This is a genomic window from Daejeonella sp., assembly GCF_044232565.1.
In the GTDB taxonomy this organism is placed as follows: Bacteria; Bacteroidota; Bacteroidia; order Sphingobacteriales; family Sphingobacteriaceae; genus Daejeonella.
Genome location: NZ_JBIILQ010000321.1, coordinates 1 through 12,974, shown reverse-complemented (window position 1 = coordinate 12,974; position 12,974 = coordinate 1). Strand labels below are relative to the sequence as shown.

Genomic DNA, 12,974 nt, shown 5'->3' with positions numbered 1-12,974 from the left:
CTACTGTTGGTGCATTGAGCAGCACAGACGCTGATGCAAGCAATACCTTTACTTATACTTTAGTAAGTGGTACAGGCAGCACCGACAATGCAGCGTTTAACATTAACGGAGCTAACCTTCGCATCACAGCTAGTCCAGATTTTGAAGTGAAATCATCATACTCGGTACGTGTACGCACAAGCGACCAAGGTGGCTTGTTCTTTGAGAAAGAGTTTACCATTACGGTAAATAACCTTAACGAAACGCCAACAAACCTAGCATTGAGCGCAAGCGCTGTTAATGAAAACGTAGCCGCTAATACTACTGTTGGTGCATTGAGCAGCACAGACGCTGATGCAAGCAATACCTTTACTTATACTTTAGTAAGTGGTACAGGCAGCACCGACAATGCAGCGTTTAACATTAACGGAGCTAACCTTCGCATCACTGCTAGTCCAGATTTTGAAGTGAAATCATCATACTCGGTACGTGTACGCACAAGCGACCAAGGTGGCTTGTTCTTTGAGAAAGAGTTTACCATTACGGTAAATGACCTTAACGAAACGCCAACAAACCTGGCATTGAGCGCAAGCGCTGTTAATGAAAACGTAGCCGCTAATACTACTGTTGGTGCATTAAGCAGCACAGACCAGGATGCAAGCAATACCTTTACTTATACTTTAGTAAGCGGTACAGGCAGCACCGACAATGCAGCGTTTAACATTAACGGAGCTAACCTTCGCATCACAGCTAGTCCAGATTTTGAGGCTAAGAATAGCTACAGTGTACGTGTACGCACAAGCGACCAAGGTGGATTGTTCTTTGAGAAAGCGGTTACCATTACGATAACTGACCTAAATGATGCTCCTACTAATTTAGCGTTGAGCACAATAACAATTAATGAGAACAATTCTATTGGCGCAATCATAGGTGATTTAAGCAGTACAGATCAAGATAGCGGCGACAAGCATACCTACACCTTAGTAAGTGGCACTGGAAGTACAGATAATGCTATGTTTAGTATAGATGGTAATTATCTAAAAGCTAAAGTAGCATTTGATTTCGAAACTAAGAGTAGCTACACGGTTCGTGTTCGTACCACAGATGCTGGTGGCTTAACATATGAGAAGGCGATTACTATAACTGTAATCAACATCAACGATACACCTACGGATATCGCATTGAGCGCAGTCTCCATTTATGAGAACAATGCTACAGGTGCACTGATAGGTAATCTAAGCAGTACGGATCAAGATAGTGGCGATAAACATACCTATACCTTGGTTAGTGGCGATGTTGCAGCCTTTAAGATTAGTGGCAACCAGTTACTGGCTAATGTGGTTTATGTATACGGAACTAAGAACATTTACGATATTGTTGTTAAAACGACTGACGCAGGTGGCTTAACCGTTGATAAAGCAATTAGAATCACGGTACTTCAATCACCTGTATTGATGGGTAGTGCCAATCTTGCTCGAAATAGTCAATCATCAGCAGTTAAACAAAGCGTAACCATTAGTAAGGGTTATAGTGCAAACCTTAACCTTAGTGGTAGTGGCATTGTTAAATATGCATGGAGTCCGGCTACAGGATTGAGTGCAACTAATATTTCGAATCCGATAGCAAGGCCAAATCAAACCACTACCTATACGGTTCGAATAACCAATGCACAAGGAATTTCTACGGATGTTTACATTACAGTTATAGTACTTGAGGATTACAACATTACGCCAAATAACGTGTTAAGTCCCGATGGTGATGGAGTGAACGATTTCTGGACGATTGAGAATCTAAGCACGTATCCAAATAATGAAGTCAAGATATTTGATAAAGCAGGAAGAGTAATCTTTAATGTAAAAAATTACCAGAATTCATGGAATGGTCAGCTGAATGGAGAAACACTTCATGAGGGCTCTTACTATTATGTAATTAATCTTGGTCCAGGCACACGTCCTAAAATTGGATATATCACACTATTTTCAAACAAATAATTAATACATAATGAGACCTAAAGTTCATCTATTTATATTTTCCTTTTTGCTGATGTTCAGCATGAATTCGTATTCACAAATCAGTTTGTTGGATGCCCAATTTTTCCAAAACCGTTACCTGGCTAATCCGGCAATGGCCGGTTTAGATGGAGGCTTGCGAGTTAACCTGGGCTATCGTAATCAGTGGAGTAATGTGCCAGGGGCACCTATTGATCAGAACTTCACCATGGACCACCGCAAAGAAAAGGTGGGTACAGGTTTTTCAGTGATTAATGCTAAGGCAGGTGATGTAAGTCATACCAAAATGTATGGAACCTATTCTTATGCCTTACAGGTTAATGAGGGCTCTGGTAAATTGCATTTCGGAATGAATTTAGGTGTGCAAACGGTTAACTTCGACACTCAGAATATCATTGGCGACCCTAATGATCGGAATATCGCACGTTTTAACGATCGTAAGGCGTTGATTGATGGTGATTTTGGCTTCGGTTATACCAGTGATCGTTTTAGTGTGGATGGTGCGGTATACAACTTAAAGTCGCAGTTCAGTAAAGATAATGGCGATTTAAACTTGGGTACTGACTTCAACCTATTTTATGTAGGAGCGGCTTATTCGATACCAATGGCAGAATGGAAAATCAATACCAAGTTAGCTTATCGTAACATCAAAAACTATACGGATATTGTTGATATCGCGGCGGAAGTAAGAACATCAAATAACAAGCTTGGCTTTACAGGAATATACCATACCAATAAGAGTTCAACGTTTGGCATTAGCTATTTACACAATAATGAATGGCAGTTTTTAGGGATGTACAATAATGCACAGAGCCCAATTTCTGATTATGTACTGGGAACATTTGAGCTGGCTTTGCAGGTAAACGTTCAAAACCTAATTAAGAAGAAGAAGAAATAAAAATATTTCGGTATCAAGCCAAGTAAAACCTGCCTTATTTGAAAGAATAAGGCAGGTTTTTTTTATGGATTTCAAAATTTTTTCTTGGGCGAGCGTTCAGCGCTGAATGAGGGATAATTGACCCTAGCGGCAATCCTCGTTTCCGTCATAACTGATTATTGAACTTGCTGAGCTATGATTATGCAGGGCCATTGTTGTGTTGGTTCAACAACCAATATATGTAATAGTTTAGCATCCCCACTTTTACTCCTTGTTTTATTATTGGGAATGCTTAATTTCATCTTAACAGGAATTACATTCTGTCAGAAAAATAAAATAGCCACGCGATGGAACAAAAACACACCAATACTTTATTTTCAATGCTCCAGCGCTTCTGGTTTTCTAGTGTGCACTTTGTTTTGGTTTTGTTTTTTTCAACTGTTTTTTCTGCAGAGGTTCAGTCCCAGATTAAAAAGGCTAGCCCTCGCAACGAACTTTACATTTCAGTGAATGGAAATGATAATAATCCCGGCACTTTACAAAAGCCCTTAGCCAGTATTGCAAGGGCCCAGTCTTTAGCCCGAAAGGATAAGTCGATTGCCTTTATTTATTTAAGAGCAGGAACTCATTACCTAAAGGCACCCCTTGTTTTTTCGGCTGCCGACTCACGACCTGATGAGAAAAGCCCACTAATTTACAAGCCCTATGCCGATGAAAATGTGAAAATTAGCGGTGGTCTGCCATTGAAGTTGAACTGGGAAAAGCATGAAGGACTTATTTATAAAGCTAAAATTCAAGATTCATTGGTGATTGAACAATTGTTCGTAAATGGCAAATTGCAGTCGATGGCAAGATACCCCAACTTTAACAGTGCCGCCAAATATTACAATGGTTCTGCAGCAGATGCCATCTCAAAAGAGCGCATTGCTAAATGGTCTGATCCAGCAGGCGGCTTTATTCATAGTTTGCACAAGCATGAATGGGGTGGCTTTCATTCACAGATTACTGAAAAGGATTCTAATGGGGATCTTAAAACCATCGGTGGATGGCAAAATAATCGTCAAATGGGAATGCACGATCGAATCCGTTTTGTTGAAAATATTCGCCAAGAATTAGATACGGCAGGTGAGTGGTTTTATGCAGCTAAAGAAAAAACCCTTTATTTTTATCCGCCAGCCAATTTGAATTTACTTGACGCGCTCATTGAAGTGCCACAGTTAAAAAGTCTTTTTGAATTTAGGGGGTCAGAAAAGTCGCCGGTTGAAAATATAAGTATTCAAGGTTTTGAACTGACTCATACTCTGAGAACATTTATGGATACTAAAGAGCCTCTTCTTCGTAGCGATTGGGCAATTTACCGAGGTGCTACAGTCCTATTTGAAGGAACTCGTAATTGTTCTATTAAAAAGTGTTTTATCAATTCAGTTGGAGGAAATGCCATTTTTGTTACTAATTATAACCGCAATACAGAGATTAGTGGCTGTCATATTTCGAATGCTGGAGCTAATGGAATATGTTTCGTTGGTGATCCCTCAGCCGTTCGATCTCCGAGTTTTGAATACAATAAATTTGTACCTTTTGATCTAATTGATAAAACACCTGGTCCGCTCAGTAATAATTACCCGGCACAATGTATTGCAAAAAACAATCTTATTGAAAACATTGGGAGGATTGAAAAACAAGCAGCAGGAGTTCAAATAAGTATGTCGATGGATATTGCTGTGCATCATAATACGATTTATGATGTGCCTCGTGCAGGAATTAATATTGGTGATGGATGCTGGGGTGGTCATGATATCGCATTCAATGATGTTTTTAATACAGTGATGGAAACAGGCGACCATGGGGCATTTAATTCCTGGGGTAGGGATAGGTTTTGGCATCCGGTTTATAGCACCATTCAGAAGATTGTAGAGCAGTCTCCGGGACTGATATTAGCCGATGTGATACGCCCAATTACCATTCGGAACAATCGATTTCGTTGCGATAACGGTTGGGATATTGATCTAGATGATGGCAGTTCAAATTATAAGGTTTTTAATAATCTATGTTTGAATGGAGGAATAAAATTGCGTGAAGGATTTTATCGAACGGTAAAAAATAATGTGATGGTGAATAACTCTTTTCATCCGCATGTTTGGTTTGCAAATAGCCATGATACCTTTACGGGAAACATTGTGATGGATGAGTATAAACCCATACAACTCAATGGTTGGGGAGAATTGATTGACCGTAATTTTTTCACGGATTCTTTGTCGCTCGCAAAAGCCAGGTCAAATGGAACAGATAAAAATTCTAAATCAGGCAATCCGCTATTTATAAATACTTCCCTGGGTGATTTTCGTGTTATGGGTGAGTCGGATGCCTTGAAGATTGGCTTTGAAAACTTCAGTATGAATCAGTTTGGAGTTCTTGATAAATCATTGCAAGCGAAAGCTAAAAAGCCAGTTCTGCCGCGTCAATTATATACCGAAATGGTTTCTAATGAGGAAATTATAGTGGAGTGGAATGGCGCAAGCCTTAAGAAATTAAAGGGATTGGGTGAACGTTCGGCTACGGGTATGGATTCTGAAAAGGGTGTTTATGTGCTTGCTGTTGCCAAGGGGAGCAAGGCCGATCGTAATGGATTGAAAGCAAATGATGTGATTCTTAAAGTTGATTCGCAGGAAACTAATACGACCAAAGATGTTATAGCAAAATATGATGCTGCACGTTGGAAAGGGACGATTGAGTTGGTGTTATTTAGCCAGCAAAATCAAAAAATCATTCAGATGAAAAATGAGTAATTTTTCGAAAAATGACTTGTGCTATACTGGTGTTTATTTACTGATATAAAAAAAAATTTATTGGTTATTGATAAATTCTATATAATTATAAATAGATATCAATTTTATCTATAATCCTATTGGTTTTATTTATTGCCTCAATTATTAGCTCAAATTTTTGGAAGGATGGATGGTGTTTTAGAGAATGAAAAAGGTAGATGGCATCACCTCTTTTGATGGGGTTTAAATATCCATTGGTATTGGGAATAAATAATGGGCCATAAACAATTTAGTATAGGAAGGATTTATTGTTTTGGTAAAAAGAGCGTAGCCGAGTGGTTTACAATTAAGGGTTTAATTGCCTTTAAACCTACCAAGGGCAACAATTTATACCTTATTAACGGCTATTTTATTACTAGATAATAACCAGATAATAAATATTGTTAGGGCAGTATTTGAAACTGACAGAACACCAGCGAAAATAAATCAGTATCGAAAATTAAACTGCTAGTTTAATTTTCGATACTGAAAAGTGACACCGCTACTAGTTTCACTTACATACTTTACGGCATAATAATTACCACTATTTGTTTTATAAATTCCAATGAAATTTGTTGGTGGAGTATCCACATTTATACAAGCTGCATTTCCATCACCAACATAATCACAATAATAATAGTTAGGAATATCGGAAGCATTGAGTTGGTCAAAAGTTTTATCGTAAACTAAAGCCATATCAGCATACTGTTCATTCCACCACATTCTTGCACGTATAGAACCTTCACCAGCTGCGAATCTAAGATCAGAATCTGGATTATTCCTACACATATCATCATCAGTACAAGTAGTAGCAGTTTCAAAATCAAAATAGGCATTAAATGGAATTGTTGTTTCTGTGTACCTCTGGTGTACTGTTTTGATTTCTCCAAAGCCATTAACTCCTTGCACAGCATTAATTTGACCTTTGTCATTTACATAATTTGTTACAGTACTTGTAACTTGCCCATATTTCGTAACTACAGTTACACCAGTAACGGTTAAAGTAGCAGTAATAGTTCCACTGCTATAAGTTGCATCTGCAGCTTGCGTTGCAGTAATAGTTACCGTTCCTGCTCCTACAAGTGAAACCTTAGAACCGTTTATTGTAGCAATATTGGTATTACTAGAAGTATAAGTAAATGCTCCCGAACTATTACTAGTTGGTGGAGCAATGGTATAAGAACCATCGTAATAAAATTTAGTTGTGTTACTAAAATTACTTATTGTTGGTGCTATTACTAAAATTGTTGAGATGTCTATAGTTGTGCTAGAGCTCCCACTTTCATTTGTTGCGGTTATGGTATAAGTTGTTAAAGGAGTAACTACTGTCGGAGAACCGCTAATTTCACCTGTTTGTAAATTAAAAGTTAAACCATTTGGCAATGTTGGGATAATTTTAAAAGGATTTTGAGTGATTTTTCTTATTCTATAATTTTGTTGATCTGCCACATAGAGACTCCCATTGGCGTCTACAGTGATTCCTGTGGGGGAATAGAATCGTGCAGCTGTTCCTAGTCCATCAAGGGATCCTCGGTTACCTCCAGCAAGGGTAGTAACCACTCCAGAGGATGTTATTTTTCTTATTCTATTATTTCTTTGATCTGCCACATAGAGATTCCCATTGGCGTCTACAGTGATTCCTGTGGGACGACTGAATTGTGCAGCTGTTCCTAGTCCATCAAGGGATCCTGGGTTACCTCCAGCAAGGGTAGTTACCTCTCCAGAGGATGTTATTTTTCTTATTCTATTATTTAGTTGATCTGCCACATAGAGACTCCCATTGGCGTCTACAGTGATTCCTGTGGGAAGATTGAATTGTGCAGCTGTTCCTAGTCCATCAAGGAATCCTGGGTTACCTCCAGCTAGGGTAGTAACCACTCCAGCGGATGTTATTTTTCTTATTCTATTGTTTATTTGATCTGCCACATAGAGACTCCCATTGGCGTCTACAGTGATTCCTGTGGGGAAATAGAATTGTGCAGCTGTTCCTAGTCCATCAAGGAATCCTGGGTTACCTCCAGCAAGGGTAGTTACCTCTCCAGAGGATGTTATTTTTCTTATTCTATTATTTCTTTGATCTGCCACATAGAGATTCCCATTGGCGTCTACAGTGATTCCTGTGGGACGACTGAATTGTGCAGCTGTTCCTAGTCCATCAAGGGATCCTGGGTTACCTCCAGCAAGGGTAGTTACCTCTCCAGCGGATGTTATTTTTCTTATTCTATTGTTTATTTGATCTGCCACATAGAGACTCCCATTGGCGTCTACAGTGATTTCTGTGGGGTAAAAAAATCTGGCATCTGTTCCTATTCCATCTACATATCCAGAACTACTACCAGCAAGGGTAGTCACCGATACAATTGCAGAAATAGCTCCTCCAGAATTAGAGACAATAAGAGGAGTTATCGCTGAGTTAACACTATAGTTTTGTGCTCCAATACCATAGGTAATATTTGGTGAAATTACTCTAGTCTTAATACTTCCAGAAACTGAACTTGTTAATATAGTATTGGTTCCTGAAATAATAACGTAGTAATATAAAGTACCTAAATCAGAACTTAAAGGAGTATATGTGTTATCTTCAGCTCCCGAAATTAAAATTCCCGATGTATTGCTATTGGTTGTGTTTTTGTACCATTGATAGGTCAAGTTACTACCTGTTGCCTCAACACTTAACGGTGTTAATATAGTTCCTTGTTCAACTGATTGAGGAGATGTTGATGGTTGTGAGGTAATTTCAATTCCAACACGCATATAGCCAGAAACATTACTTGCTATAGATGCAGCTGGTGTTGAAACAATTACATAATAGAACAATGTTCCTTCGGAGGCTGTATTTGGAGTATAGGTATTATTAATTTCTCCTGAAAGTAGGCTTCCACCAAAATTTGAGTTCGTAGTATTGCTATACCATTGAAATGTTGCACCCGTAATACCTGATGCAACAGTTAAATCAGTTGGTATCCCTCCTAACGCTATAGATTGATCGATAGAACTAGGGTGCGTTGTTATATAAAAGACCCGATAGTAATTAATTTGATTAGCTTCTACAGTAGTTCTTTCAATGTCGGATAAAGTTGTTGGAAATAATACAATTTCATTCACAGCAGCCCCGCCATACATACCTCTCGACATAAAACTAGTGCTGATACTCATTGTGCCAGTAACTGGAGCTTGAGATGCGATAACAGCAGTATGGATATTAGTAGAGCCATAGCTAACATTTTGATTTTGATTAATCCAAGTATTATTAGGAGAGGTTCCAAATGACCAATCATTATTATTGGTACTCATATTGTAGAGGGAGCCAGCATTCCCTCGAACTGAAAAATCAGCATTGGCGGAAACAGCAACTAAAGTTTGCCAATCAGTATTCGGGGCCGACCTAACACTATTGATGGTTTGAACGGTTAAATCAGAATTTGGATAAACCATCAACTGAGTTGTATTCTGAAAAGTCATGGCAGGAAATCCGATATTATTGTCAATAGCACCGGCATTTATAATTCTCGGTTGGCTGCCGCTAGTTGCCTGAAGGGCATGTTTATTATTCCCAGTTTGATCATACCAAATAGCTATGGTTGCAGATGTGCTACTGCTAATAATACTACCTAACAAAGTGGAAGTTACTCCAGTTGAAACATCATTATAGTTAGCATAAGCTGCTGAAATTGGAGAATTTAAAGATAAATTTTTGTTCGTGCTATTATCAGGATATACGTCATAATAAGAAGTCCCAACAGTTATACGAGCTAAAGGTCCGGTATAATTAGAACTCAATAACCTAAATGAGTAGGCAACGGAGGCATTAGTGGTATTGGTTAATCCTAAATTATCTAATGTGTTTTGTGCATTTGCTTGAAATGTTAAACAAAATAAAAGTATCGCTATTACTATAGTATTAAACTTCACGTGTATGAGTTCTGTATATCTTTTCATTATTATTTAGTTCTGTATTTTAAACTACTAATAAGTATACTCAAATTGTACTCTATCATTCAAAGAAATAGCATAATTACCATTGTTTGCAGGCACATAAGTTAAGATAGTACCACTTACAGTATACGCTAATTTATTAATTCGAATACCGTTCACATACATTTTTACTTTGCTATTTGCAGTTGGCATTTGTGTTAAAGTAAAGCTAGTTTGACCAGCAGTAGCAAATAGTTGATCATCTGCTTCGGTAACTGATGTTGGAGCGGCCCAACTAGCAGTTCCTGTACCATCGGTGGTTAGTACATTTCCGGTGGTACCTGGAACATTTGGATAAGTTATTGTTCCGGCAGTAATCGTTCCGCTGGTTTTTACATTGCCTACATCTGTATTTCCCAATTGAATAGTGTTACTTGTACTTACAACAGCACCCGCGCCAATTGCTGTTGCATTGGTTAAATTAGCCGCACCAACATTTGCGCTTGCACCTAGTGCTGTATTATTGGTACCAGTTGTATTTGTATATAGCGTACTGTTTCCGATAGCTACATTATTGCTACCTGTACTATTATTAAATAGTCCATCATAACCATTAGCAACATTATAATCACCAGTTGTATTGAATTTTAATGCTGCTACGCCACTTGCTGTATTTGAACTGCCTGTGGTATTGCTTAATAATCCAAAACTTCCATTTGCTGTGTTTGTATTTCCCGTGGTATTGTTGCTTAATGTGGATGCTCCAACTGCCACATTATCTGTGCCACTTGTGTTTGTTGTTAATGCTATGTTACCCAATGCGACATTTTGGGATCCACTTGTATTTGAATATAATGCATAGGCGCCAAACGCAGTGTTTGAAGGTATATAACCGCCCCCTAGTCCTAATGTTAAACTATTTATAATCGCATCTGTGCTAAAAGTTTTCTGCCCAGCGATTGTTTGATTGGTTGAAAGATCCACAAAATTTAATGTACTTGAACCTGTTCCGCCATGTGCTACATCAATAATGTCACCATTCCAAACACCAGTATAGGTAGCCGCGCTCATGGTTCCACTGGTAACTACACTAGTAACATCTGTATTTCCTAATTGAATGGTATTACTTGTAGAAACAATAGCGCCATTCCCAATGGCGGTGGCATTGTTTAAATTATTTGCTCCTAAATCAGCGCCATATCCTATGGCAGTATTGTTGTTTCCTATTGTATTAGTAAGTAATACTGCGGCACCAATACCAACATTGAAACTTCCTTCAGTAGAGCTATTCAAAGACTGTCTACCAATAGAAACATTATATTCTCCGGTAGTATTTTTATCTAGTGACGATGAACCCAGGGATGTATTGTAACTACCAGAAGTAGTTGAATACATCGCTGACAATCCAACGCCTGTATTTTCCTTTCCATCTGTATTCAATTTTAAGGCATCTTTGCCCACCGCGGTATTATAAAAACCGATTGTGTTTGAGTAAAGTGCTCCATCACCATTTGCAACATTATTGGATCCAGTCGTGTTTCTATAAAGTGCTTCTTTACCAATGGCAGTATTACCAGAGCCAGTTGTGTTTGAATAAAGCGAAAAATAACCACTGGAAGTATTGTCAAAGCCAGTCGTATTAACACTCAAAGCGCTTGTTCCAAACCTTGTGTTAGTATTAATTGATCCGCCTCCCCTCCCGATATTAATACTGTTTACCTTCAAATCAAACTCACCTAAATCAAGAGGCCTAGTTGCGCCAGTATAAGGTACCGCAATACTTGAAGCAGCGGCCCAACTAGCAGTTCCTGTACCATCGGTGGTTAGTACATTTCCGGTGGTACCTGGAATATTTGGATAAGTTATTGTTCCGGCAGTTATCGTTCCGCTGGTTTTTACATTGATCACCTCAGTATTACCAAGTTGGATAGTATGATCAGCTGAAACTATAGCTCCATTTCCTATTGCCGTAGCATTAGTTAAGTTGCCTGAAGCAACATCTGCCATAAAGCCCAATGCAGTATTGTTTGTTCCTGTAATATTCGATTGAAGTGCAAATTCGCCAATTCCTGTATTTTTTTCACCGCTAGTATTATTTTGAAGTGATCTTCTTCCATTTGCAGTATTACTTCCACCGGAGGTATTCTTGTTTAGTGAAAAGAGTCCGATTGCGGTATTTCCACTACCGTTGATGTTGCTTCTTAAAGCTTGAATACCAAAAGCTGAGTTGCTTTCTCCTGTGGTATTATGCTCCATAGCATCAACTCCACTTACAGTATTACCACTTCCAGTGGTGTTTTTTAGGAGGGCAAAATTACCAATAACAGTATTTTCTTTACCCACAGTATTATTCAACAGTACATCTTGTCCGATGGCAGTATTTCTAAATCCCTCCGTGTTTTGCCGTAATGAATTCGCACCAATGGCAGTATTTGCGAAGCCCGTTGTGTTAGAAAAAAGTGCATAGCTACCAATTGCAGTATTGCTAGCTTCACTACCTGCACCCTTCCCAATTGTTAAACTATTGACCTTCAAATCATATGAGCCTAAATCAACTGCAGCATTTGCTCCGGTATAGGGTACGCCCGCTATAGTAGGTGTAATCCAACTTGGCACTCCTGCTCCGTTTGAACTTAAAATTTGTCCAGAGGTGCCTGCAATAGTATAGGCATGCGCAGAACCTGTTCCATAGCCAATACCCCCAGCTGTGGCTAAAGCTGTTGAATTAGTACCACCATTGGCAATAGCTACAATTCCAGTTAATGTTTCTGCGGCAGCTGCTACAGTAATATCTGCACTTCCATCAAATGCTACTCCATTGATGTTTTTAGTTGCAGCCAATTTTGTTGCGGTAGCTGCATTACCAGAAATCGTAGTTTGATCACCTGTATTACTGCCAGTAATGGCTGCAAGCTTGGCCTTCTCAGCTGTAGTATAGTCGTTGGTGGAAAGCTCTTTGCCTGTTACCTTATCTACTTTAGTGGCTAAGCTGGTTGTTACATCCGATAAATTTGCTTTGTTAGCCAGCTGGGAAGTAGTTGCGAAGCCACTAAGGTCTTGATCACCTGTATTACTGCCAGTAATGGCGGCAAGCTTGGCCTTCTCAGCAGAGGTATAGTCGTTGGTGGAAAGTTCTTTGCCTATTACCTTATCTACTTTACCAGTTAAGCTGGTTGTTACATCCGATGAATTTGCTTTGTTAGCCAGCTGGGAAGTAGTTGCGTAGCCACTTAGGTCTTGATCACCTGTATTACTGCCAGTAATGGCTGCAAGCTTAGTCTTCTCAGCAGAGGTATAGTCGTTGGTGGAAAGCTCTTTGCCTGTTACCTTATCTACTTTAGTGGTTAAGCTGGTTGTTACATCCGATGAATTTGCCTTGTTAGCCAGCTG

5 protein-coding genes are annotated in these 12,974 nt (G+C 39.0%); 3 read left to right on the top strand and 2 right to left on the bottom strand.

Annotated elements, in window-relative coordinates:
- The 3 genes from ACILQF_RS12775 to ACILQF_RS12765 form a co-directional block, all read left to right on the top strand.
- Positions 1–1,970 (top strand): gliding motility-associated C-terminal domain-containing protein (locus ACILQF_RS12775; protein ID WP_395627784.1); only part of this gene is annotated, 1,970 nt, incomplete at its 5' end.
- A 10-nt stretch (positions 1,971–1,980) separates the two neighbouring features.
- Positions 1,981–2,886, top strand: a complete 906-nt coding sequence (locus ACILQF_RS12770) for a PorP/SprF family type IX secretion system membrane protein (RefSeq protein ID WP_395627783.1) — start codon at positions 1,981–1,983, stop codon at positions 2,884–2,886.
- A gap of 326 nt (positions 2,887–3,212) precedes the next feature.
- The gene (locus tag ACILQF_RS12765; RefSeq protein WP_395627782.1) at positions 3,213–5,651 is read left to right on the top strand and encodes a right-handed parallel beta-helix repeat-containing protein; all 2,439 of its coding nucleotides are present in this window, start codon (positions 3,213–3,215) and stop codon (positions 5,649–5,651) included.
- Positions 5,652–6,137: 486 nt separating this feature from the next.
- On the opposite strand, the gene ACILQF_RS12760 is transcribed toward ACILQF_RS12765, so the two are convergent.
- Positions 6,138–9,608, bottom strand: coding sequence for a putative Ig domain-containing protein (locus ACILQF_RS12760; protein WP_395627781.1), 3,471 nt, complete (start codon positions 9,606–9,608; stop codon positions 6,138–6,140).
- A gap of 27 nt (positions 9,609–9,635) precedes the next feature.
- The coding region (locus ACILQF_RS12755; RefSeq protein ID WP_395627780.1) for a beta strand repeat-containing protein at positions 9,636–12,974 on the bottom strand (3,339 nt) is incomplete at its 5' end.